Here is a 21,051-nt window from a genome sequence, read left to right on the forward strand (position 1 = left end):
GGTCTCAGACGAACTGGTTCAGGCCTGGGACGGAGCCGACGATCGGGCCCATCACGTCCTCGCCGGCCTTCTCACGGCCATAGGCGAACAGTTCCTGGCCGAGCGGCTGCATCTGGCCCATCGGCACGCCGGCAGCCATCAGCTTCTGCCCGAGCGCCATGACGCCACCACCCATCATGCCGCCGAGCATGCCCATCAGGCCGCCGCCGCCGGCTTCGCCGGCATTGGTGTCGGCGATCGCGGCCTCGGATCCCGGCAGAGCGCTGAGCAACTGGCTCACCTCCGTGGCCGGCCCCTCCTTCTGCAGGAAGGCCAGGATGTGGCCGATGGCGGTCTGCGCCGTTGCGGCATCGAGGCCGGTCCGGGTCGTTACGCGGGCGATCAACTCTTCCATCTTAAACGGACTCCTGCACGGTCGGCATCTCTGCACGGTCGGGATCTTGTCCATCCGGCCTCGCCGACGCGAAATCAAGAGCGCTCGGCGAACCGCTGGAAAATGCCGCGCCCGGGCGCCATAACGCTCACGGTCGACGCTTCGGCGCTGCGACGGGCACGAGGAGCGGACGATCATGCAGGACGACGGTACGATCCTGGTCGGCAAGGCGCCCCTCAAGGATGGAAGTCTGAAACCCGAGGGCCTGACGCTTCGGCTCGCCAACCGCCACGGCCTCGTGGCCGGAGCGACGGGCACCGGCAAGACCGTGACCCTGCAGGTGATGGCGGAGGGATTCTCCAATGCCGGCGTCCCGGTCTTCGCCGCCGATATCAAGGGCGATCTCTCGGGGCTGGCCGTTGCCGGCGAGTCGAAGCCGGTCTTCGTTAAGCGCGCCGACGAGCTCGGCATTCCCTACGAGCCCGACCGCTTTCCGACCGTGTTCTGGGATCTGTTCGGGGATCAGGGCCATCCGATCCGCTGCACCGTCATCGAGATGGGGCCGTTGCTGCTGGCGCGCCTGCTGGAACTCAACGACACCCAGGAGGGCGTGCTCAACATCGCTTTCCGGGTCGCGGACGACAACAAATGGCCGGTCCTCGATCTCAAGGACCTCCGTGCCCTGCTGCTCCACCTCACCGAGAACCTGAAGGCGGTCTCGGGCCAGTATGGCAACGTCTCGGCGGCCTCCGTCGGCGCCATTCAGCGACAACTCCTGATGCTGGAGAACCAGGGCGCCGACCGGTTCTTCGGCGAGCCGGCCCTCGACCTCAACGATTTCATGCGGGTGGACCGCGAGGGCCGGGGCATCGTCAACATCCTGGCTGCCGACAAGCTGATGCAGCGGCCCCGGCTCTATGCCTCGTTCCTGCTCTGGATGCTCTCGGAGCTGTTCGAGCAGCTGCCGGAGGTCGGCGACCTCGACAAGCCGAAGCTCGTCTTCTTCTTCGACGAGGCGCATCTCCTGTTCGACGACGCCCCGAAGGCCCTTCTGGATGCGGTGGAGCAGGTGGTACGCCTGATCCGCTCGAAGGGCGTCGGCGTCTACTTCGTGACGCAGAATCCTCTCGACGTACCGGAATCGGTCCTCGGCCAGCTCGGAAACCGGGTGCAGCATGCCTTGCGCGCCTTCACGCCGCGCGATCAGCGCGCCGTGAAGGCCGCCGCCGAGACATTCCGCCAGAATCCCGGCTTTGACGTCGCCAAGGCGATCACCGAACTCGGCGTTGGTGAGGCGCTCGTCTCGTTCCTGGAAGCCAAGGGCACGCCGTCCGTGGTCGAGCGCGCCCTGATTGCACCCCCGCAGGGCCGAGTCGGTCCGATCACACCGGCCGAGCGGGCCGATCTGATCTCAAAAAGTCCCGTGCGCGGAAAGTACGACCAGTCCGTCGACAACGAGAGCGCCTACGAGATGCTGGCCGCCCGCAAGGGGCTCGACGGCAGCGGAACCGACGGCCCGGAGGGCGGTTTGGGCGGGATGCTCGGGGGCTGGCTCGGCGGCGTTCTCGGCACCAAGCCGGTGGGGAAGGGGCGCCGCCCGCCCCCGAGCCTTGCCGAACAGGTCCTCGGCAACGCCGCGCGCTCGATGGCACGGAAAGTCGGCACCGAGGTGGGTAATGCGATCCTTCGCAACGTGCTCGGCGGATTGACGAAGCGGTAGGCCCGGTCACCCGGGTGCCACCCGCCGTCATTGACAAATCACCCCATCCCCGCCTATCCAGCTCCTCTCGCGCGGCTTCCTCGACGAAGTTCGCGCGTTTCGCGTTCGCCCCCGGCTCGATCCGATGGTGCGGATGACCTGAACAAGAAGACGGTCCAGGATTCGCCGCGAGGCGCGCCGGAGGCCGGCAGAGAACACGAAGAGAGAACGATGTTCGCAGTCATCAAGACGGGCGGCAAGCAGTATCGCGTTGCCGCCAACGACACCATCACGATCGCCACGCTCGAAGGTGAAGCCGGTTCGGCTGTTACCTTCGGTGACGTTCTCCTGTTCACGAACGGCGAAGGCGCCACTCAGGTCGGCGCGCCGCTGCTCTCGGGCATCAGCGTCACCGGCGAGATCGTCAGCCACGGCCGCGACGCGAAGGTCATCGCCTTTAAGAAGCGCCGCCGTCAGAACTCCCGCCGCAAGCGGGGCCACCGCCAGCATCACACGGTGGTCCGCATCACCGGCATCAGCGCCTGACGATCCGACCTGAGATCCAAGACTTCGGAGTAATTTCCCATGGCTCATAAAAAAGCAGGCGGCTCGTCCCGCAACGGCCGCGACTCTGCCGGTCAGCGCCTCGGCGTGAAGAAGTTCGGTTCGGAAGCCGTCATTCCGGGCAACATCATCGTGCGCCAGCGCGGCACCAAGTGGCATCCCGGCACCAATGTCGGCATCGGCACGGACCACACCCTGTTCGCCAAGGCAGCCGGCCGCGTGCTGTTTGAGACGAAGCGCGGTCGCGCCTTCGTTACCGTCGTCCCGATGCAGGAAGCCGCCGAGTAAGGCGCTTCCCCGAGGCTCTCACGGGATCTTCCCGGAAGAGGGCCTAGCCACCACATGATCCCGGGGAAGATGGGAAACCATCTTCCCCGTTGTCGTTTCATGCTTTGTCGTTCCAGCGACGCACGACATCCCGACATCCGAACTGATCCGAGCCCGCCCGTGAAATTCCTCGACGAAGCCAAGGTCTATGTCCGCTCCGGCGACGGTGGCGCCGGATGCGTGGCCTTCCGCCGTGAAAAGTTCATCGAGTTCGGCGGGCCGAACGGTGGCGACGGCGGGCGCGGCGGCGATGTCTGGGTCGAGTGCGTCGACGGCCTCAACACCCTGATCGACTACCGCTACCAGCAGCACTTCAAGGCCAAGAAGGGCGAGCACGGCATGGGCTCCAACCGCCACGGTGCCAACGGCGCCGATGTGGTGCTGAAGGTTCCCGCCGGAACCGAGATCCTGGCCGAGGACGGCGAGACCCTGATCGCCGACATGACTCATGTCGGCCAGCGTGTGCGTCTCGCCAAGGGCGGCAACGGCGGTTTCGGCAATGCCTACTTCACCACGTCGACCAATCGGGCACCGAAGCACGCCAATCCGGGCTTGGAAGGCCATGAGCAGTGGGTGTGGCTGCGCCTGAAGCTGATCGCCGATGCTGGACTGGTCGGGCTTCCCAATGCGGGCAAGTCGACCTTCCTCGCCACCGTGACGGCGGCCAAGCCCAAGATCGCCGATTATCCCTTCACCACCCTGCATCCGGGACTCGGCGTCGTGCGGTCCGATGAGCGGGAATTCGTGCTCGCCGACATTCCGGGATTGATCGAGGGCGCTCATGACGGCGTCGGCTTGGGCGACAAGTTCCTGGCCCACGTGGAGCGCTGCCGGGTGCTGCTCCACTTGGTGGAGGCGACGAACGAGCATGCCGGCCAGACCTACAAGCTCGTCCGGCGCGAACTGGAAGCCTACGGCAACGGCCTCGACGAAAAGCCCGAAATCGTCGCGCTCTCGAAGGCCGACGTCGTCGACCCGGATGTGTTGAAGGAGCAGGTTGCCCGTCTGAAGCGTGCCTCGAAGAAGAAGCCGCTGGTGCTTTCCTCAGCCACGGGCCTCGGTGTGCAGGAGGCCCTGCGGGCGCTTGCTCGCGAGATGGATGCGGCGAAGCTGGCAGAGGCCGAGGCGCAGCCGGCCGAGGCGTGGCAGCCCTGAACGGGAGCGCACGGCCCTTGTGCCGGCGACACGCGCTCGTCACAAACGCTTCACCGTCCTCCCGCCGACACTGCCGATGACCACCGACGTCCAGATTCCCAAGCTCCAAGACTTCCGCCGCATCGTCATCAAGGTGGGCTCGGCGCTGCTCGTTGACCGCGTGCGCGGTCGTCTGCGCCATGCCTGGCTGAGCGCTTTGGCCGAGGACATCGCCGATCTTCACGCCAGCGGGACGGATGTGCTGGTTGTCTCATCGGGCGCCATCGCGCTCGGCCGGACGGTGCTCGGTTATCCGCCCGGCACCCTACGCCTGGAGGAGAGCCAGGCCGCAGCGGCCGTGGGGCAGATCGCCCTGGCGCGCCATTGGTCCGAGGCCCTTGGGCATCACGGCATCGCCGCCGGGCAAATCCTGGTGACGCCGCAGGACACCGAGGAACGTCGGCGTTACCTCAATGCCCGCGCCACGGTGCTCAAGCTCCTCGAAGTGCGCGCCGTCCCGGTCGTCAACGAGAATGACACGGTCGCCACGAGCGAGATCCGCTACGGCGACAACGATCGTCTGGCCGCCCGCGTCGCAACGATGATCGGAGCCGACGTCCTGGTGCTGTTCTCCGACATCGACGGCCTCTATACGGCCCCGCCGCATACCGATCCGAATGCGCAGCACCTTCCGATCATCGAGCGTATCACGCCGGAGATCGAAGCGATGGCTGGTGGTCCGGCCTCCGAACTCTCGCGCGGCGGTATGCGCACCAAAGTCGAAGCAGCCAAGATCGCTGCGAGCGGCGGCACCCACATGGTCATTGCCGATGGGCGCGAGAAGAATCCGCTGCGTACCATCCTAAAGGGCGGGCGCTGCAGTTGGTTTCTATCAGGCTCGAACCCGGTGACGGCGCGCAAGAGCTGGATCGCCGGCTCCCTGGAGCCGCGTGGAATCCTCACCGTCGATGCTGGCGCCGCGCGTGCTCTCCAGGGTGGCGCCAGCCTGCTGCCTGTGGGCGTGACCCGCGTCCAGGGCGGGTTCGGACGCGGCGATGCCGTGGTGATCCGGGATGAAGCTGGACGGACCCTTGGACGCGGACTCGTGGCCTATGACAGCGACCAGGCCCTGCGCATTATCGGCCGGCCGAGCCGGGAAATCGCCGATCTTCTGACCCATCCGGGACGCGCGGAAATGGTACACCGCGATGACCTCGCGATGGTGGGGGAATAGCTGACCCGTCAGCCCGTATGCTTGTTCTAATGGCCTCCGGCGTGGCATGACGGGTCGGAACACAAGGCGGCCGCGTGCCATCGCGACGGTCGCGAGGATGAAGGCCGTGCCCGTTCTGAACCTGCGATCTGAGTTTACGCCCCCCGCCGATCTCTCCGCGGAGATGAACGCCCTGGGCCAGCGTGCCCGTGCTGCGGCCCGCAAGATCGCTCTCGCTCCAGCTCAGATCAAGGACACCGCGCTTCGCCTCATCTCCGAACGCCTCCGGGCGGAACGAGACACGATTTTGGCGGAAAACGCTCTCGACGTCGAGGCGGCCCGCGCCGCGGGCCAGACCCAGGCGCTCTTCGACCGCCTCACCCTGGACGAAGGGCGTCTGGGGGCGATTGCCGACGCGGTGGCCAAAATCGGAGCGCTCCCTGATCCGGTGGGGCGGCAGATCGCTGCCTTCGAGCGGCCCAACGGCTTGTTGATCGAACGCATTGCCGTGCCTCTCGGCGTCATCGGCGTCATTTTCGAGAGTCGGCCCAACGTCACGGCCGATGCGGGCGCGCTCTGCCTTAAAGCGGGCAATGCGGCGATCTTGCGCGCCGGGTCCGACAGCCACCGCTCTGCCATGGCCATTGCGCGTGCCATGCGGGCAGGGCTGGAGGCGGCGGGTCTTCCGGCCGACGCCATCCAGATCGTGCCGACCCGGGATCGCGCGGCGGTCGGCGCCATGCTGTCCGGCCTCGACGGTGGTATCGACGTCATTGTGCCGCGCGGCGGGCGCGGGCTGGTCGAGCGGGTGCAGGCGGAAGCTCGCGTCCCCGTCTTCGCCCATCTCGACGGTATCTGCCATGTCTACGTCGCGGCGGGCGCGGACCTCGAGATGGCCCGCACCATCGTTCTTAACAGCAAGATGCGGCGCACCGGCATCTGCGGGGCCGCCGAAACCCTGCTTGTCGACCGCGCCTGCGCCGACACGCATTTGGCGCCGCTCGTCATTGCGCTTCTCGAGTCCGGATGCGCCGTGCGCGGCGATTCGGCCACGCAGGCGATCGATGCCCGCGTCAGTGCCGCCACGCCGGTCGATTGGCGCACCGAATATCTCGACGCCATCATTTCGGTTCGGGTCGTCGACGGTCTCGATGCCGCCATCGAACATATCGAGACCAACGGATCGCATCACACCGACGCGATCATCACCGATGACCTGACGGAAGCCTCACGCTTCCTGGCGGAGGTCGATTCGGCCATTGTCACACATAATGCCTCGACCCAGTTCGCCGACGGCGGGGAGTTCGGCTTTGGTGCCGAGATCGGCATCGCCACCGGACGCATGCACGCACGTGGGCCGGTGGGGGTCGAGCAACTGACCACCTTCAAGTACCGGGTTCACGGCAACGGGCAGACGCGCCCTTGACGCCAACTCCCGCGATCCGATCGAGGCGCGATGCGCCTTGAGGCGTCGGGCCCGGCGCATCTGCCACCCGTTTCGCCGGGCCTGCGCATCGGTCTTTACGGGGGCTCGTTCAATCCGGCGCATCTCGGACATCGGCATGTCAGCCTCGTCGCCCTGAAGCGGCTGCGGCTTGATGCGATCTGGTGGATGGTGACGCCAGGTAACCCGTTGAAGGATCGGGGCGACCTCGCTGCCATCAACCGCCGGGTCGAACGGGCGCAGCGCGTCGCCGACCATCCCCGAATCCGGGTCACGGATTTCGAGTCGCAGATCGGCGCCCGATACACCCGTCAGTCCTTGCGGTTCCTCACACAGAGAAATCCGGCTGTGCGGTTCGTCTGGATCATGGGAGCCGACAGCCTCGCGACATTTCACCGCTGGCAGGGATATTTGGAGATCGCCGCCCTGATGCCGCTCGCCATCGTCGATCGTCCGGGCTTCACCCTGACCGCACCGGCCGCTCGCGCCGCCCACGTCCTTGCGCGCTGGCGCATCGCGGAATCGAACGCGGCAAGCTTGTCTGATCGCGCAGCTCCAGCTTGGGTTTTCCTCCACGGGCCGCGTTCGACCCTCTCGTCCACGGCTCTGCGAGCCGGCCCAGACGTGTTCGCATAGGCGTCTGTACGAGACGGCGGGTGCCTTCGATGGAAAAGGCAAGAGCCACGTTCCACTTTATCCCTATTCGGAGTACGATGGTGGGATGACGATGGCGATTGCAGGAACCCAGACGCTGAACGACGCGGTCCACACCGGAGCCCCGGGCTCCGAGGAATCCACCAACCGGAAGATCGACGATCTCCGGAGCCTCGCCCTCGAATGCCTCGAGGACATGAAAGCCGAGGAGACGATTGAGATCGATCTCATGGGCCGAACCTCCCTGGCCGATACGATGATTATCACGTCAGGCCGCTCTCAGCGCCATGTCGGCGCGATCGCGGATCGCGTCCTCCAGGAGATCAAGTCCAAAGGGCTTGGTACGGCTCGGGTCGAGGGGCTTCCGGCTTGCGATTGGGTGTTGATCGATGCCGGCGACATCATCGTGCACATCTTCAGACCGGAAGTGCGCGGCTTCTACAATCTGGAAAAAATGTGGGGGGCCGACCGTCCCGCCGCTGCCCTGGCCGAATGAAGTCCAGCGCATCGTGCGCTTGCTGGTCGCGGCAGTTGGCCGTCTGAAGCCCGGTCCCGAACGAGATCTCGCCGCGCGATATCGTGAGCGAGCCGTTCAAGTCGGGCGGGGACTCGGGTTCGCAGCCTGCGACATCGCCGAAATTCCCGAGAGCCGCGCACGGCGCGCACAGGACCGTGCGTCCGAGGAGGGGGCGGCCATCCTTGGGCTTGCTTCCGCAACCGGTGCCGTGCTGGCTGTCTACGATGAGCGCGGACGCTCCGATCTGACCAGCGAGCTCATCGCGGAGCGTGTCGGGAGCTGGCGTGATGCAGGACGCTCAGCCCTCATCCTCGCAATTGGGGGCGCTGATGGTCTGGACCCGTCCGTCCGGTCACGTGCCGAACTGGCCCTGTCGTTCGGAGCCGCCACCTTGCCGCATGGGCTTGTGCGCGTCCTCGCCCTGGAGCAGGTGTACCGCACGCTGACGATCCTTGCCGGCCACCCGTATCACCGCGGAAACCTCGACGACCGATGACATCGGGCACCCGACGTAGACGTACTGGGGTGAGGAGCGGCCTGATGATGGCCGCTTTCTTCGCTCTCACGTGCGTACCCCGCGCCGAGGAGCCCTCGACGCCGGAGGCTGTCCAGAACGCGCTCGACGAGAAGACCCGCCGCGCCGACAACCTGAAGCGCATCGAAGACGCGCTTGCGGCCAGTACGGGAGCCAGGGCCAAATTCGAGGCGGAGATTACCGCCATCGGCGGCGACCGGGCCAAGCTGAACACCGCCCTCGTCGATGCCGCGCGTCAGGCCCAGGCCACCGAAGTTCGTATGAGCCGACTCGAGGACCGCCTGAAGACCCTCGGAACCAGTGAGACGGCACTTCGGCGCTCGCTCGAATCCCGGCGGGGCGTTATCGCGGAGATCCTTGCCGCGCTCCAGCGCATGGGTCGCCGGCCGCCGCCGGCGGTCCTGGTCCGTCCCGAGGATGTGCTCGCGGTCATCCGCACGTCGATGCTGCTTGGTGCAGTCGTGCCCGAATTGCGCGGGGAAGCCGAGACCCTGGCCGGCGACCTGACCGAACTCGTCCGCCTGAAGGGTCTCATCGCTGCCGATCGCGAAGGGTTGACCAACGATCTGGCGGGTTGGGCGCGGGAACAGCAGCGCCTGAATGCTCTCATCGCGGCGCGCCGGACACGACAGGCCGAGGTCGAGAGCGGGCTGGCCGCCGAGCGGACCCGCACTGCCGAACTCTCGGTTCAGGCTCGAAGCTTGAAGGAATTGCTCGACCGGATGGAGGGGGAGGTCGCGTCGGCGCGCCGGGCCGCCGAGGAGGCCCGGGCCGCCGAATCCCGCGAGGTCCGCGCCACCCAGGAACGCTTCGCGGTCGCCGCGGCGCGTGACCCGGCTCGCTTGGCGCCGAAGGTCCGTTTCGTCGACACGCGGGGGGACCTTCCACGCCCCGTCAGCGGCGCCCTCCTGCGCAGCTTCAACCAGCCCGATGGTAATGGCGGAAGCACCCGCGGCATATCGCTCTCGACCCGGCCGAAAGCGGTGGTTTCCTCACCGGCCGATGGCTGGGTGTCCTTTGCCGGCCAGTTCCGGTCGTACGGGCGACTCTTGATCATCAACGCCGGCGATGGCTACTATCTCTTGTTGGCGGGGATGGACCAGATCAACGTCGAGGTCGGCCAGTTCGTGCTCGCGGGCGAGCCGGTGGCGGCGATGGGGGAGGGCGGCACCAGTCCCGAAGCGGCGGGCGGTGATCGCAGCGATCCGGTCTTATACGTTGAGTTCAGAAAAGACGGCGGCTCCATCGACCCGGAGCCTTGGTGGGCGAAAAGCCCCAGCGAGAAGGTTCGCGGATAATGCGCAAGGTTTCCCTCGTTCTAGTCGGCGCGTTCCTCGGCGTCGGGTCTTCCATGGTCGCGACCCAGACCCGCCTTCTCTCGGGGACGAGCGCGGTTGCGGCCTCCGCCGAGACCTACCGTCAACTCAGCCTGTTCGGTGACGTGTTCGAGAAAATCCGCACCGATTATGTGGAGAAGCCCGACGAGGCGAAGCTGATCGAGGCGGCCGTCAACGGCATGCTTACCTCGCTCGATCCGCATTCGAGCTACATGGACTCCAAGAGCTTCCGCGACATGCAGGTGCAGACACGCGGCGAGTTCGGCGGCCTAGGTATCGAGGTCACGATGGAGGATGGCCTGATCAAGGTCGTCACGCCGATCGACGACACCCCCGCGTCGAAGGCCGGTATCCTCACCAACGACATCATCACTCAGATCGACGAGGATCAAGTTCAGGGCCTTACCCTGAACCAGGCCGTCGACAAGATGCGCGGTCCTGTGAACTCGCCCGTGAAGCTGAAGATCAGCCGGAAGGAGTCTAAGGACCCCATTGAGGTTACGCTGAACCGCGACGTGATCAAGATCAAGCCGGTGCGCTCGCGCGCCGAGGGCGGCGACATCGGCTACATCCGCCTGACCCAGTTCAACGAGCAAACCTTCGATGGCCTGCGTGCCGCGATCGATAAGCTCAATACCGACATCGGCGCCGACAAGCTCAAGGGCTATGTGCTGGATCTGCGCAACAATCCCGGCGGCCTTCTCGACCAGGCCGTGATGGTCTCCGATGCCTTCCTCGATCGCGGAGAGATCGTTTCGACCCGCGGCCGCAATCCGGACGAGACTCAGCGGTTCTCGGCCAAGGCCGGCGACCTGACCAAGGGCAAGCCCATTGTTGTCCTGGTCAATGGCGGTTCCGCCTCGGCCTCCGAGATCGTTGCCGGTGCGTTGCAGGATCATAAGCGTGCCACGGTGCTGGGCACCCGGTCGTTCGGCAAGGGCTCCGTGCAGTCGATCATCCCGCTCGGCGGAAGCGGTGCACTCCGCCTGACCACCGCGCGCTACTACACGCCGTCGGGCCGTTCGATCCAGGCCAAGGGGATCGAGCCGGATCAGGAGGTCCTGCAGGAAGTGCCGGACGAACTGAAGGGCAAGGACGAGACCAAGGGCGAGGCTGGCCTGAAGGGGCACCTGAAGCAGAAGGACGTCGAGGAGCGCGGCGGGTCGTCTGCTTACGTTCCGCCGGACCCGGCCAAGGACAAGCAGCTCACGGCAGCCTTCGATTTCCTGCGTGGAATCCAGAAGGGCGCGGCCAACACGCCGAAGGCAGTTGTGCCGAACTGAGGCGGATGCCCGGCGGCCCTTAGCGAAGCCTTAACCACCGCGGCCCCCAATGTCGGTTCAGGACCGATGTTGGGGGCCGTCGCCGTTTCGGGCGGAACCGCCACAAACCTCGGACCGGGAGCCTGGGGAAGCGGCTGCGCGTGGCCACCGACGACATCCTGACCCGACCGCTCGGCGGCAAGCCCAAAGCCGGTTCCCGGCTGCGGTCGCTACGGCAGGCGCGCGTCACCGCCCCGGTGGTGCTGGGCGGCCTCGTGGCGGGTCTCGTCCTGGGTACCAGCATCCTCATGGTCGTGGGCGATCCTGGAGGCGGCGAGCCGAGCGCTACCGCGATCATTGCGCTGCGCCAGTCGGAGGCTGCTTCCGAAGCTTCGGCCCAGGTGCAAGCCAATGTCGAACGTCCGAAATCAGGTTCCAGCAGTGCCAGCGATGTCGAGAACGCCTCCGGTGTGACGGTGGTGCGCCCGACCGGAACGGCGGCGCCAACCGACGCGGTCGTGATCCAGGTCCCTTCCGCGGCACCAATCCGCCTGAGCGCCGCTCCCGATCCGCGCCTCGTCGAGCGCGGCCGCCACGGCAACATACCGCGTCTCGGCGAAGGCCGATTGCGTGCGCTCGACGTCTATGCGCGGCCCGATACCGGCGGAGCCGGCCCTCGGGTTGCCATTCTGGTCTCGGGTCTCGGAATTAGCCAAGCGGCCACGGCCAGCGCCATCACCCGGCTTCCACCGGCAGTCAGCCTCGCCTTCGCGCCCTATGGCAGCGATCTTGAGCGAACCGTCGCGCGAGCCCGCGAAGCCGGGCACGAAGCCCTGCTTCAGGCCCCGATGGAGCCCTTCGACTATCCCGACAGCGACCCTGGTCCACAGACCTTGCTGACCAGCTCGCGTCCGCCCGAGAATCTCGATCGCTTGAGCTGGGTGATGAGCCGGTTCTCCGGGTTCATCGGGATCGTGAACTACATGGGTGCCAAACTCACGAGCGACCCGGCCGCTTTGGAGCCAATCTTGCGCGAGATCGGTGCCCGTGGCCTCGGCTTCGTCGATGACGGCACCTCGCCGCGCTCACTGGCAGCGTCTTTGGCTACCAAAGCGAAAGTGCCTGTCGCCCGCGCCGAGATCGTCCTCGACGCTCTTCCGCGTCCCGACGCCATTGATCGGGAGCTGGCTCGCCTCGAAGCTCAGGCGCGGCAGAAGGGGTTCGCTTTCGCCTCTGCCAGCGCGCTCCCGATGAGCATCGACCGAATCGCCCGCTGGGCCGCCGAAGCGGAGATGCGGGGGATCAGGCTTGTCCCCGTCAGCGTGACCCTGGGCGGCAGCGGTGCAGGCACCCGTCTGACCAGCAACCGGCCATGACCCCACTCTGAATTGCGTGGCGACGCCGTTTCGTGCGTTGCGACACCTCACCGGCCTGCCTATGGTCCCCGCCATGACCGCATCTCCGACCGCCGACGGCGCCGATCTTCCGTACCGTTCCTGCGTCGGTATCACTCTGATCTCGCGCGCTGGGCTCGTCTTCATTGGACGGCGCCGGGCAGATGCAGGTCCGGAGCACGTTGCTGATGGTCGTGCCTGGCAGATGCCTCAAGGCGGGATCGACGCCGGCGAGGACCCCGAGGCCGCGGCGCTGCGCGAGCTCTACGAGGAGACCAATGTTTCCTCGGCGTCGGTCGTCCGCCTCGGCGAGGCGCCGGAATGGCTGTCCTACGATCTACCGCCGGCCGTGCTGAAGCAGGCCTGGAAGGGGCGATACCGGGGCCAGACCCAGAAGTGGTTCGCGTTCGGCTTCGTTGGCTCCGACGACGAGATCGACGTTGCGAATCCGGGCGAGGGGGCTTTCCCGTCGGAGTTCGATGCGTGGCGGTGGGAGCCGATGTCCGGCCTGCCGGACCTGATCGTTCCGTTCAAGCGTCCGGTCTACGAGGGTGTGGTGGATGCCTTCGTGGGGCTCACCACATGGAACGCCGCCACGTGATCGCCTGAGGCCGGGTCACGATGCGCTGGTGGTCGATTCCGATTTTATTGGTCATCGGTTGGTTCGCGTTCACGCTGACCCCGCTCTGGGCCCTATACGATCTGGCCCGCGCTGTTCAGGCCCACGACACGGACTACATCGCCCGGCACGTCAATTTCCGGACTCTCCGATTGTCGGTCATCCGGCAGGCGGTCGCGGCGGCCCAGGCGCGCGATCCGGCGGCACCCGATGTCGAGCCCCGGGATCGGCAGCGCATCGCCGAGGCCGCCGCCGCCCTGGCGATCCCAATCGCCGAGGCTCTGGTGACACCCGCTACGGTGGTCGACCTCCTGGACGACGGTTGGCCGCAATCCGTCGAGCTTGGACGCGATGGGCCGAAGACCAAGCCCGCAGGTGGCCTGCACATCGAAAGCGTCCGGCGGTTGATCCCGTTCTATCTCGCCTCCGAGATGCGCGGGTTCCGCACCGTCGTGATCGGCATACCACCTGAGGCGGGGAGGGATCGGCGATTACGGATCCGCCTGCGCCTCCGCGGCTGGTCCTGGCGCCTCGTCGATATCGAACTGAACGAAGAGCTGCGCGAGCGCATCGCCCAGTCCTTCGTACGCACCAGCGCGAAGACGCGCTGACAGCTCAGGCGCTGCCGATCAGGGTTCGTCCGCACCCCGGTTCGTGAATCGGGCATTACCGAGCCCGGTGCCGATGGTGAGCACCCCCCAGCGGGTCACATCCTGGCGATTCGGGACCTCGCTCAGTCCCTGGACGACGGCATCGTTGTGCATCACCACCATGGTGGCGTGATCGCCGATCCTGGGGATTGCTGCCGCGATCCGCTCCACGAGGTTGAAGTCGTCGCCTTCCCAGTGTCCGGGCAGGTTCTGGCCACCACGCTTGATCGTACCATCGGCCTCGATCATGCCCGGGCAGCCGATGCCAATGAAGGGAGCCAAGCTGAAGCTGGCCCGGTCCGCTCGGCGAATGAGATCCGACAGCATACCGATCAGCCGGTCCACGGCCTCGTCCCGACTCGGCATCGGATCTTCGTCGCGATGTCGCCAGATCTCCGAGCGCCACACTTCGCTGCGAGAGAGGTCCGGCGCTTTCTTCAGGTTCGTCGTCACCACGCCGGCACGGATGTTGCTGCCACCGATGTCAACGGCGAGCAGACTGTCATATCCCGCGAACATCCATGCGGGCGCCAGATGCACCGCACCGATCAGGCCGCCCTCGTCGGGATGGTGCCGGATGGGCTCGAGGGTCACATCGATACCCGCTGCGCGCAGGAGGACACCGGCTCGACCGATGGCGAGGTAGCCGACCTGGCTGTCGCTGAACCCGCCGCCGACCACGATCGCCTGCGTTCCGGCCCACCCGTCCTGGTTCAGGAAGATCTTGACCACTCGCGCGAGTTCCTGTCCGAAGCCCTCGATAGCGCTGAACACGACGCCTGAGGCGAGCGGGTCGTCGGCGACCAGAATCTGGTCGAGGCGCCGCTTCGAGAAATCACAGCTCTTCTTGTCGCCGAGAGGATCGGGACCGAGCGCGCGTAGGCTGTCGCGGCACGCTTCCAGCATCTCGCGAAAAGCTGACTTGGAGACCCGATCGCCGATGAAGCCGTCACCGTCCTTCAGCTCGATGTTGTAGTCGTCGACTACGACGGAGGGCAGCCTCTGGGCCGCGTGCGCGAGACCCGCCTCGCGGAACTGAATATCCTTGACCATGCCGATTCGTCTGCCCCTCGCCTCGCTGTCATGCGCACCTCAACGCCCAAGCCGTTTATTTGGGCTTCAGGGTTTCTCCGGCGGTCGGAGCCTTCGGCTCGCGGGCTTCCATGAGATCCTCGGCCTTGTCCTCGTCCGTATCGCCTCCGCGCTCGATCGTTTTCTCGGGATTGGCCGCCAGCGCGCGCACGATCTCCACGAGGCGCTCGCACTCGGCGGCGTACTTGTAGGTTTCGAGCACGATGGCGGCATCCCGAAGGGTGCGCAGGTCGCGCACCGTCTGCTTATTGGCGGTTTCACGCAGCTCGCTCTTCGCCGCGATCGCCTCTTCGAGCTTCGCGCCCTTCACATCGCAGGCGGCCTGTGCCGCGGCAGCGCTGGCGAAAAGAACGAGGGCAGTGGCGAGGGGGGTGCGCATCGTGGTGCTCCAGGGGGGGCGGCGCGCGCACGATGCGCGGCCGGTTCAGGCGTGCTGAGGGTCGGAACGCAGGATCTCGTTGGCGAGGGCCACGAGCTGGCTCAGCCGGTAAGGTTTGGGAACGAAGATGGAATGCGCGACCGCATCGGCCTGGGACAAATGTCCGCGCCCCCCCGAGGTGTAGACGACTGGCAGGTTCGGCAAGTGCCGGCGCGCGCGATGCGCCAACGCGATGCCGTTCGTGTTGCGAGCCAAATCGATATCGGTGAAGAGCAGGTCCACCCGTTCCCGCGCCAGGATGTCCTCGGCCGCGTCGGCATCGGCTGCCGTGAGGACCCGGTAGCCCTCGTCGAGCAAGGCCTCGGCAGCCAGTTCGCAAACCATCGCCTCATCCTCGACCACCAGAACGGTCTCGGTGGCGATGCGCGGACGGAAGGCGGGCACGGTGGGAAAAGCGCAAGCGAAGGAAATCATGACGCAACTCCGACTCACCCGGCGTGAGGCCCTGAGGCCCGTGCCGGATCGCAAGACAAACGGGCGGCCGGTCGGCATCGTTCGCTGCCATTCACTCCAATTGCGCGGACTTGGTAAGCGAAGCTTTAACCTTGCGGGCTCGGTGGTGAACGGGTGCGCGCAGCATCCATGACCCGTACCTGGCATCTCGGCTTCGGAGTCGTCCTCACGGCCCTTGCAGGCTACGTCGACGCTCTTGGCTTCATCCGGCTCGGCGGCCTCTACACCTCGTTCATGAGCGGAAATACCACCCAGTTCGCGGTCTCGCTCGGACACGGCAACCTGCACCACGCGCTGTTGCCGGCGCTCTTGATTCTCGCGTTCCTGCTTGGTGGGATCTGCGGCGGCGGCCTCTCGGCCCTGACCCCGGCGCGCTGGGTCACGCCGGTCATCCTCGGTTTTGAAACGGCGGTGGTGAGTGCGGCCTTCCAGGCTGCGACGGCGGCTCCCGATTCCGGCATCGCGTCCCTCATGCTGGCCCTCGCCATGGGTGCGCAGAACGCCGTGCTCTCGCATGTTCAGGGCTTCCGGGCCGGAACCACCTTCGTCACGGGAGCGCTGTTCGGCTTCGGGCAGAAACTGGCGCTGGCACTCGCACGCCGCGGCGCCCGTCTGGCCTGGGTCGGCGATGCCGTCGTCTGGTTCTCGCTCCTGATCGGATCGATCGCCGGAACGGTCGCCTATGGGAAGCTGGCGTTGTATGCCCTCGCTATCCCCGCCGGCATCGCCGGTGTCCTCGCGCTCGTCGCGACGATCCTGATCGCGCGCACTCCCGTGTCCAAGGGGAGCGGCACCAAGATCGTTGCGAGGTGAGGCCGCGAGTTTCGCGCTTCGAGAGATCTGTCCGCATGAGAGCCCCCTCCCTCCTCGATCACGTCATGCCGGTTGTGGCCGGCGCTCACGTCACGCAGGCGGTCTGGCTGCAGGACACGGTTGCGTTCGCGCTCGGCGACGGCGCCGTTCTTGTCGTGTCGGATGAAGAAGCCAAGCGGGTGGAGGCGCATCCGGACGCCGGTATTCTCGTGGGCGCCAGTGACGGGCGCCGCCTCGTCACGGGAGGCGATGACGGACGGGTTGTGGCGATATCGGGCCGGGGCGAGGCCATCGAGGTTGCGAGCGTGAAGAACGGCGCCTGGATCGACGCTCTGGCCCTGCATGCCGATGGTGGCATCGCCTATGCGGCCGGCCGCAACGTCGTCGCCCGTGATGCCAAAGGCCGCGAGAAGACCTTCGCGGCTCCCTCCACAGCGCGCGGGCTTGCGTTCGCGCCAAAGGGCTACCGGCTCGCGGTCGCACACTACAACGGCGCCACCCTCTGGTATCCGAACCTCGAAACCGCGCCCGATTTCGTCGAGTGGAAGGGGTCTCATATCGACGTGACCTGGTCGCCGGACGGTCGTTTTGTGGTGACCACCATGCAAGAGAACTCCCTGCATGGCTGGCGCCTTCAGCCCGACCGCGGCCATATGCGGATGTCCGGCTACCCGGCGAAGGTGCGCTCGGTGTCCTGGTCGGGCGACGGCCATTGGCTCGCTACGAGCGGCGCCGAGGCGGCCATCGTCTGGCCGTTCGACTCGAAGGAAGGCCCGACCGGTAAGGCCCCCCGCGAGTGCGGCGTGCGCCCGGCGCGCGTCTCGCGCGTCGCGTTTCACCCCAAGGCACTCGTGTTGGCCGTTGGCTACGAGGACGGCTGCATCCTGCTCGTGCGATTCGCGGACGCCTCCGAGTTGCTGGTGCGCCGGGCGGTCAAAGACAGCGCCATCTCGGCCCTGGCCTGGGATGGGCGCGGCAATCGTCTTGCCTTTGGCTGCGCCGATGGGCAGGCCGGCATCCTCAACCTTCCGGCCTGAGGCGCATCGTGGCCTTGCTAGGATTTGGAGCCCGCCGCCCCCCTGCGGATCAGGCGGCCCGCGCGGCGATCGTCGCCTGGGTCCGACGTTGTGGCGCCCTGCCGGATTCTGCCGTCGTGAAGGCCAGCGAGATTGTCTGTGCTGATCCGGCCTGCCCCGGCTTGGAGACTGTGATCCTCATCATGGTGTCCGGACGGCCGACTCGTGCCATCAAGGTCGTGCGTGCGATGCCGGAGATTACGGAGGCCGACATCGTCGAAGCGTTCGCCAGGGAGGAGGGCGAGCGCGAGGCGTGATGGAACGACCGGAACCGGCCGTGCCGCCACGCTTTGTACCACACCCGCAAGCGCGCAGAGGTGCCGATGTTTCGCGTCCTACGCACTCTCGGGCTCGCCCTCGGGCTCCTCGTTGGCGCCATCGCGGCGCAGGCCCCGGAATTCGCTCAGCAATATGCCCAGCGACTCGGCGGCACCCTTGATGAACTCCGCCGTCTCGTCTCCGGCTTCGAAGCCGATGCTGTCGCGACTGGCCGAAGCCGGGACGATGCTGTCGCACGCCTGCGCAGCGACGGCGATGCACTGGTGGCCCGCCGCGGCGAGGCAGCTCGCCAGGACATCGCGCGCCTCGCTGCGTTGACCCGGCAGCGCCAAGCGCTCGCAGAGGCAGCCGGGCCTCTCGGACGCGTCGTCGTCCTGCTGCGTGATCCCGACCTCGCTCTCGCGCGCGCAACCTATCAGGACTACGCGCCCGCCATTCCCACGACGGCCGATGGCGTGACGGCAGGACTGCTCGGCTTTCTCGTCGCCTGGGCGGGTCTTCGCCTGCTTGTGGATCTCGGCCAGCGCGTCGTCGGCCGACGCACGCGACCCGTGCCCCGGCGGGCATGAACCAGAGCGCCGGGCCGCGGAGGCCCGACTGTTGCACGACGTCTACAGCCCAGCCGAACTGGGTGGACTAGGGTCTGTGCCTCAGCACGCGGGCCCCATCCTGGCGTCGATTCACGGCCTTAATCGAACCCATGCCGCGCGCGCCTATCACCTCCATCGATCCAGCCCTCGACGCCGCCGCGCTTCTGCGCCGGATCGGCTTCATCGGCCTGTTCGTGGTCATGCCGGTCGCCGCTCAAGTCGCCCGGCGCGCGGTCGTGATCCTCGCACCGATCTCCATTGCGCTGCTGGTGCTGGCCAGCGCCATTGACGGCAAGTCCCGTTCGGTCCGGCCGGCCTCGACGCGCCTGCTTCGTTCGTCCGCTTTCCTGGCCGGCGCCCTGGTGATCCTGTGGTCGGCGCTGTCGCTGATCTGGACTCCGTTCCTCAGTCTCGCCACCGAGCGGCTTCTCAACCTCGTCGCGACCCTGCTGATGACCATCGGGGGATATCTTGCTCTCCCCGACCGGATGCGTTCGGCCAACCTCTACCTCCTGCCGGTGGGCGTCGCGGCGGCAGCCCTGTTCGCCATCGGGCTCGGGCTCACGGGACAAGGGCCGTTCGGCCAAGGCTTCCTGCGCGCCGATGAGGATTCCATCCTGGACCGAGGTCTGATCCTTCTCATCCTGTTCGTCTGGCCTGCCGTATCATGGCTTCGGTCGCGCGGGCGCAATGGCGAGGCACTTGGCCTCGGCCTGGTTGTGTCGGTGGCGCTCCTGATTTCCCCGGGCCCGACGACCCTGGTCGCGCTCGCGATCGGAGCCGTGGCCTTCGCGCTCACCGCCTTCCGGCCGGTTTCCACTCCGCGTCTCCTGGCGGGCACCGCTGCGGCGCTTCTCGTGCTCGGTCCGGTTCTCCCGTTCCTGGCGCGCCCGATCGGCGCGACCCTGTTCGGCGGCCGCGCCCCCGGCGTCCTCAGCCTAAAGGCATGGCAGACGATCGTCACCAGCGAGCCGGTGCGCCTCATCACCGGGCACGGCCTGGAGACGGCCCTGCGCGGCCGCTTCGTCAACCTGCTGCCGATGAATGCGCCGCGCACCCTGCTGTTCGAACTTTGGTACGAACTCGGGCTGGTGGGCGCTTTCGCCGCCGCGTTCGCCCTGTATGCCGCCATTCGCCGAGCGGGACGCGAGGCCTCCGTTCTGGTGCCGGGAGCGATGGCGGCCTTCGCGTCCGCGTTCGTCATCGCGTGTATCGGCGTCGGTATGACCGTGATGTGGTGGCTCACCACTCTGGCGGTCGCCATCCTGGTCTTCGTGGCGGTGGAGCGCGGGCAGTTCCGAACCCGCCGGCCCAAGGCCAGTCTGTTGCCCTCCGCGCTGAAGGCCTGACCCCGACAGCGGCGGACGTCTTTCGGGCGCCGGACGATCGCTTCCGATAAGGGGGCGCGGGGTTACGCGTCCGCAGCGGCCTCGATCGCCGCCATGTCGGCGTCCGACAAGCCGAAATGATGGCCAATCTCGTGAATGAGGACGTGCGTGACGAGATGGCCGAGGGTCTCGTCGTGTTCGGCCCAGTCGTCGAGAAGGGGGCGGCGATAGAGCCAGACCTGGTTCGGCATCTGTCCGGTCGCGACATCGCCCCCCTGCGCCATGCCGATGCCGCGGAATAGACCGAGGAGATCGAAGGGACTGTCGCAGTCCATTTCCTGCAAGGTCTCGTCGTCGGGAAAGTCTTCGATGTGGATGACAAGGCCGGCGCAGAGGTTGCGGAACACCAGTGGAAGGTTGGAGAAGGCGGCGTGCGCCAGGTCCTCGAAATCCGCGAGCCCCGGCGCTCGGGCCGACGTCCAGTCCCGGGGGATCTCGCGGTTCATACGAGTTCCGGCAGTACGCGCTGTTCCAGGAACCGGGCCAGATCGCTGGTGATATGGTCGATATGCGGCTCGCGCACGGCCTCCTGCTCGAAGGCTTCGCGAAACGGGTCGACCGTCGGGGGCACCACGAGAACGGTGGACATGCCGATATCGTGCGGAACGACCAGGTTGCGGGCGATGTCCTCGAACAGGGCTGCCCGACGAGGGTCGACCCCGTGGCGCTTCAGGAATCGCTCATAGGTCGAGCGTTCGGGCTTTGGAACGAAATCCGCATCCGCGATGTCGAAGACGTCCTCGAAATGGTCGAGGATACCGAGCTTGGCCGCGACGTTCTCGGCATGGCGGCGGGAGCCGTTGGTCAGGATCAGCTTGCGACCGGGCAGCCGTTCGATGGCGTCCCCGAGGGCAGGGTCGAGACGGATCGTGGAGTGATCGATGTCGTGAGCGAAATCGAGGAAGTCGTGCGGGTCGATCTCAGCCTCGACCATCAGCGCCTTCAGGGTCGTCCCGTAGCGATGATAGAAGTATTTCTGCAGGGCGCGGGCCGACAACCCGTCCAGGCCGTACAGGCGCATGACGTAGAGCGTGATGCGCTCGTCCACCTGTGGCCAGACGCGCGCATCGCTGGGATACAACGTGTTGTCGAGGTCGAAGACCCAGGTATCGACGTGGCGAAAGCCGCGGGACTGGGCGGTGGTAAAGTGAATCTCGCCGGGCAGGAACACGGTGTCGCAATGCGGTTCGGGGTGGGCG

25 protein-coding genes are annotated in these 21,051 nt (G+C 66.7%); 19 read left to right on the plus strand and 6 right to left on the minus strand.

Going from position 1 to position 21,051, the window contains the following annotated elements:
• Positions 1-4: 4 nt before the first annotated feature.
• On the minus strand, positions 5-394 hold the full coding sequence (locus tag ASF57_RS13480; protein ID WP_056484085.1) for a DUF2267 domain-containing protein: 390 nt from the start codon (positions 392-394) through the stop codon (positions 5-7).
• Positions 395-569: 175 nt separating this feature from the next.
• Here ASF57_RS13480 and ASF57_RS13485 point away from each other — a divergent pair, with 175 nt between their 5' ends.
• From ASF57_RS13485 to ASF57_RS13550, 14 genes are all read left to right on the plus strand, one after another.
• Positions 570-2,093, plus strand: a complete 1,524-nt coding sequence (locus ASF57_RS13485) for a helicase HerA-like domain-containing protein (protein WP_056484089.1) — start codon at positions 570-572, stop codon at positions 2,091-2,093.
• Between the two features lie 210 nt (positions 2,094-2,303).
• Positions 2,304-2,618: a 50S ribosomal protein L21 gene (gene rplU / locus ASF57_RS13490; RefSeq protein ID WP_055947814.1), complete on the plus strand. Its 315-nt coding sequence runs from the start codon at positions 2,304-2,306 to the stop codon at positions 2,616-2,618.
• 39 nt (positions 2,619-2,657) lie between these two features.
• Complete coding sequence (gene rpmA, locus ASF57_RS13495; RefSeq protein WP_056179428.1) at positions 2,658-2,924, plus strand: 50S ribosomal protein L27; 267 nt, start codon at positions 2,658-2,660, stop codon at positions 2,922-2,924.
• Between the two features lie 159 nt (positions 2,925-3,083).
• Entirely contained in the window at positions 3,084-4,118 is a 1,035-nt protein-coding gene (gene obgE / locus ASF57_RS13500; protein ID WP_056484092.1) for a GTPase ObgE, read from the plus strand.
• A 76-nt stretch (positions 4,119-4,194) separates the two neighbouring features.
• Positions 4,195-5,331 carry a glutamate 5-kinase gene (proB, locus tag ASF57_RS13505; RefSeq protein WP_056484095.1) on the plus strand — a complete coding sequence of 379 codons (1,137 nt, stop codon included), beginning with the start codon at positions 4,195-4,197 and terminating at the stop codon, positions 5,329-5,331.
• 106 nt (positions 5,332-5,437) lie between these two features.
• On the plus strand, positions 5,438-6,736 hold the full coding sequence (locus ASF57_RS13510) for a glutamate-5-semialdehyde dehydrogenase (RefSeq protein ID WP_056484572.1): 1,299 nt from the start codon (positions 5,438-5,440) through the stop codon (positions 6,734-6,736).
• 30 nt (positions 6,737-6,766) lie between these two features.
• Positions 6,767-7,390 carry a nicotinate-nucleotide adenylyltransferase gene (locus ASF57_RS13515; protein ID WP_056484098.1) on the plus strand — a complete coding sequence of 208 codons (624 nt, stop codon included), beginning with the start codon at positions 6,767-6,769 and terminating at the stop codon, positions 7,388-7,390.
• Positions 7,391-7,562: 172 nt separating this feature from the next.
• Positions 7,563-7,904 carry a ribosome silencing factor gene (gene rsfS / locus ASF57_RS13520; protein WP_338011489.1) on the plus strand — a complete coding sequence of 114 codons (342 nt, stop codon included), beginning with the start codon at positions 7,563-7,565 and terminating at the stop codon, positions 7,902-7,904.
• A 13-nt stretch (positions 7,905-7,917) separates the two neighbouring features.
• Entirely contained in the window at positions 7,918-8,421 is a 504-nt protein-coding gene (rlmH, locus tag ASF57_RS13525; RefSeq protein WP_056484101.1) for a 23S rRNA (pseudouridine(1915)-N(3))-methyltransferase RlmH, read from the plus strand.
• Between the two features lie 44 nt (positions 8,422-8,465).
• The gene (locus ASF57_RS13530; RefSeq protein WP_244476929.1) at positions 8,466-9,758 is read left to right on the plus strand and encodes a peptidoglycan DD-metalloendopeptidase family protein; all 1,293 of its coding nucleotides are present in this window, start codon (positions 8,466-8,468) and stop codon (positions 9,756-9,758) included.
• Positions 9,758-11,080, plus strand: a complete 1,323-nt coding sequence (locus tag ASF57_RS13535) for a S41 family peptidase (RefSeq protein ID WP_056179446.1) — start codon at positions 9,758-9,760, stop codon at positions 11,078-11,080. Before ASF57_RS13530 ends, ASF57_RS13535 begins: the two co-directional genes overlap by 1 nt.
• A 134-nt stretch (positions 11,081-11,214) precedes the next feature.
• On the plus strand, positions 11,215-12,435 hold the full coding sequence (locus tag ASF57_RS13540; RefSeq protein WP_156376124.1) for a divergent polysaccharide deacetylase family protein: 1,221 nt from the start codon (positions 11,215-11,217) through the stop codon (positions 12,433-12,435).
• Positions 12,436-12,496: 61 nt separating this feature from the next.
• A complete protein-coding gene (locus ASF57_RS13545; protein ID WP_056484106.1) occupies positions 12,497-13,054 on the plus strand; it encodes an RNA pyrophosphohydrolase in 558 nt (185 codons plus the stop codon).
• A 20-nt stretch (positions 13,055-13,074) separates the two neighbouring features.
• On the plus strand, positions 13,075-13,683 hold the full coding sequence (locus ASF57_RS13550; protein ID WP_056484110.1) for a DUF2939 domain-containing protein: 609 nt from the start codon (positions 13,075-13,077) through the stop codon (positions 13,681-13,683).
• An 18-nt stretch (positions 13,684-13,701) separates the two neighbouring features.
• Here the strand turns inward: ASF57_RS13550 and ASF57_RS13555 are convergent, their stop codons facing one another.
• From ASF57_RS13555 to ASF57_RS13565, 3 genes are read right to left on the minus strand one after another with little or no spacing between them, the layout of a single operon-like run.
• Positions 13,702-14,775, minus strand: a complete 1,074-nt coding sequence (locus tag ASF57_RS13555; protein ID WP_056484114.1) for an ROK family protein — start codon at positions 14,773-14,775, stop codon at positions 13,702-13,704.
• 55 nt (positions 14,776-14,830) lie between these two features.
• Positions 14,831-15,193, minus strand: a complete 363-nt coding sequence (locus tag ASF57_RS13560) for a hypothetical protein (protein ID WP_056179460.1) — start codon at positions 15,191-15,193, stop codon at positions 14,831-14,833.
• Positions 15,194-15,238: 45 nt separating this feature from the next.
• Positions 15,239-15,667, minus strand: a complete 429-nt coding sequence (locus tag ASF57_RS13565) for a response regulator (protein ID WP_056179462.1) — start codon at positions 15,665-15,667, stop codon at positions 15,239-15,241.
• Positions 15,668-15,835: 168 nt separating this feature from the next.
• Between ASF57_RS13565 and ASF57_RS13570 the strand changes: the two genes are divergently transcribed.
• From ASF57_RS13570 to ASF57_RS13590, 5 genes are all read left to right on the plus strand, one after another.
• Complete coding sequence (locus ASF57_RS13570) at positions 15,836-16,519, plus strand: YoaK family protein (protein WP_056179465.1); 684 nt, start codon at positions 15,836-15,838, stop codon at positions 16,517-16,519.
• Positions 16,520-16,554: 35 nt separating this feature from the next.
• Positions 16,555-17,556: a hypothetical protein gene (locus ASF57_RS13575; RefSeq protein ID WP_056484118.1), complete on the plus strand. Its 1,002-nt coding sequence runs from the start codon at positions 16,555-16,557 to the stop codon at positions 17,554-17,556.
• 116 nt (positions 17,557-17,672) lie between these two features.
• Complete coding sequence (locus ASF57_RS26960) at positions 17,673-17,852, plus strand: hypothetical protein (protein WP_244476930.1); 180 nt, start codon at positions 17,673-17,675, stop codon at positions 17,850-17,852.
• 66 nt (positions 17,853-17,918) lie between these two features.
• Positions 17,919-18,443 (plus strand): DUF2937 family protein, encoded by a 525-nt coding sequence (locus tag ASF57_RS13585; protein WP_056484574.1) that lies wholly within the window; start codon positions 17,919-17,921, stop codon positions 18,441-18,443.
• A gap of 131 nt (positions 18,444-18,574) precedes the next feature.
• Complete coding sequence (locus ASF57_RS13590) at positions 18,575-19,813, plus strand: hypothetical protein (RefSeq protein ID WP_056484124.1); 1,239 nt, start codon at positions 18,575-18,577, stop codon at positions 19,811-19,813.
• A gap of 62 nt (positions 19,814-19,875) precedes the next feature.
• On the opposite strand, the gene ASF57_RS13595 is transcribed toward ASF57_RS13590, so the two are convergent.
• Together ASF57_RS13595 and ASF57_RS13600 are read right to left on the minus strand one after the other, a co-directional pair.
• Positions 19,876-20,298: a metallopeptidase family protein gene (locus ASF57_RS13595; protein WP_056484127.1), complete on the minus strand. Its 423-nt coding sequence runs from the start codon at positions 20,296-20,298 to the stop codon at positions 19,876-19,878.
• A complete protein-coding gene (locus ASF57_RS13600; protein ID WP_056484576.1) occupies positions 20,295-21,023 on the minus strand; it encodes a pyrimidine 5'-nucleotidase in 729 nt (242 codons plus the stop codon). Before ASF57_RS13600 ends, ASF57_RS13595 begins: the two co-directional genes overlap by 4 nt.
• Positions 21,024-21,051: the final 28 nt, after the last annotated feature.

Source organism: Methylobacterium sp. Leaf117 (assembly GCF_001422985.1).
GTDB lineage: Bacteria > Pseudomonadota > Alphaproteobacteria > Rhizobiales > Beijerinckiaceae > Methylobacterium.

Excerpts from the sequence above, each read along its gene's own strand:
- ASF57_RS13480 (WP_056484085.1), bottom strand. The coding sequence starts at position 394 with ATGGAAGAGTTGATCGCCCGCGTAACGACCCGGACCGGCCTCGATGCC.
- ASF57_RS13485 (WP_056484089.1), top strand. The coding sequence starts at position 570 with ATGCAGGACGACGGTACGATCCTGGTCGGCAAGGCGCCCCTCAAGGAT.
- rplU (WP_055947814.1), top strand. The coding sequence starts at position 2,304 with ATGTTCGCAGTCATCAAGACGGGCGGCAAGCAGTATCGCGTTGCCGCC.
- rpmA (WP_056179428.1), top strand. The coding sequence starts at position 2,658 with ATGGCTCATAAAAAAGCAGGCGGCTCGTCCCGCAACGGCCGCGACTCT.
- proB (WP_056484095.1), top strand. The coding sequence starts at position 4,195 with ATGACCACCGACGTCCAGATTCCCAAGCTCCAAGACTTCCGCCGCATC.
- ASF57_RS13515 (WP_056484098.1), top strand. The coding sequence starts at position 6,767 with ATGCGCCTTGAGGCGTCGGGCCCGGCGCATCTGCCACCCGTTTCGCCG.
- ASF57_RS13530 (WP_244476929.1), top strand. The coding sequence starts at position 8,466 with ATGATGGCCGCTTTCTTCGCTCTCACGTGCGTACCCCGCGCCGAGGAG.
- ASF57_RS13535 (WP_056179446.1), top strand. The coding sequence starts at position 9,758 with ATGCGCAAGGTTTCCCTCGTTCTAGTCGGCGCGTTCCTCGGCGTCGGG.
- ASF57_RS13545 (WP_056484106.1), top strand. The coding sequence starts at position 12,497 with ATGGTCCCCGCCATGACCGCATCTCCGACCGCCGACGGCGCCGATCTT.
- ASF57_RS13550 (WP_056484110.1), top strand. The coding sequence starts at position 13,075 with ATGCGCTGGTGGTCGATTCCGATTTTATTGGTCATCGGTTGGTTCGCG.
- ASF57_RS13555 (WP_056484114.1), bottom strand. The coding sequence starts at position 14,775 with ATGGTCAAGGATATTCAGTTCCGCGAGGCGGGTCTCGCGCACGCGGCC.
- ASF57_RS13560 (WP_056179460.1), bottom strand. The coding sequence starts at position 15,193 with ATGCGCACCCCCCTCGCCACTGCCCTCGTTCTTTTCGCCAGCGCTGCC.
- ASF57_RS13565 (WP_056179462.1), bottom strand. The coding sequence starts at position 15,667 with ATGATTTCCTTCGCTTGCGCTTTTCCCACCGTGCCCGCCTTCCGTCCG.
- ASF57_RS13570 (WP_056179465.1), top strand. The coding sequence starts at position 15,836 with ATGACCCGTACCTGGCATCTCGGCTTCGGAGTCGTCCTCACGGCCCTT.
- ASF57_RS13575 (WP_056484118.1), top strand. The coding sequence starts at position 16,555 with ATGAGAGCCCCCTCCCTCCTCGATCACGTCATGCCGGTTGTGGCCGGC.
- ASF57_RS13585 (WP_056484574.1), top strand. The coding sequence starts at position 17,919 with ATGTTTCGCGTCCTACGCACTCTCGGGCTCGCCCTCGGGCTCCTCGTT.
- ASF57_RS13590 (WP_056484124.1), top strand. The coding sequence starts at position 18,575 with ATGCCGCGCGCGCCTATCACCTCCATCGATCCAGCCCTCGACGCCGCC.
- ASF57_RS13595 (WP_056484127.1), bottom strand. The coding sequence starts at position 20,298 with ATGAACCGCGAGATCCCCCGGGACTGGACGTCGGCCCGAGCGCCGGGG.